Source organism: Microseira wollei NIES-4236 (assembly GCF_020521235.1).
GTDB classification, from domain to species: domain Bacteria; phylum Cyanobacteriota; class Cyanobacteriia; order Cyanobacteriales; family Aerosakkonemataceae; genus Microseira; species Microseira wollei.
The window spans coordinates 1-559 of sequence record NZ_BLAY01000526.1 but is presented as its reverse complement, the minus strand read 5'-3'; the positions used below and the strand labels follow the sequence as shown (position 1 = coordinate 559).

1 protein-coding gene is annotated in these 559 nt (G+C 47.0%); it reads right to left on the bottom strand.

The features are described from left to right. Positions 1-34: 34 nt before the first annotated feature. Positions 35-559: tetratricopeptide repeat protein (locus MiSe_RS49675; RefSeq protein ID WP_226595000.1), on the bottom strand; the 525-nt coding region annotated here is incomplete at its 5' end.

The window sequence follows — 559 nt, the reverse complement described above, 5'->3', positions numbered from 1 at the left end:
ACAAACGAGCCGTATGAGGTACGGCTGCAATCCGTTATAACTTCTGCTGACTGTCATAAATTTCTCGTAAACTAGTATAAACTTCCTCAAAGTTGGGATTCAGTTCCAGGGCTTTTTGAAAGTAAACTGCGGCAGTTGCTAAATCTCCGGCTTTTTTGCGAGCATGACCCAATTTGCCATTCAATTGTGCATAATAAGTTTGTTGCTCTGGGGAGAGCTTGCCTTGGGCGTGAAGCGCATTACCTAAATTGACATCCGCTTCTACGCAATTGGGCTGCAATTCCAAAGCTTTTTGATAGCAGGTTATAGCTGCTTCTAACTTACCTTGTTGTTGCAGGGTGTAGCCCAGGTTATTGTAAATCGTTACCGCATCGGGGCGGAGTGCGATCGCTTGCTGGTATGCTGTCTCTGCTTCTGGTAATTGCCCTTGAGCTTGACGCAAATTGCCCAAACTGAACCAAATCTTGACAGAATCCGGCTGCACTTGGGAAGCTGCAACAAGCAACTGCTGGGCAGTTTCGGGTTGCCCCATCTGTTGCATCAACATGCCGAGTCCGTA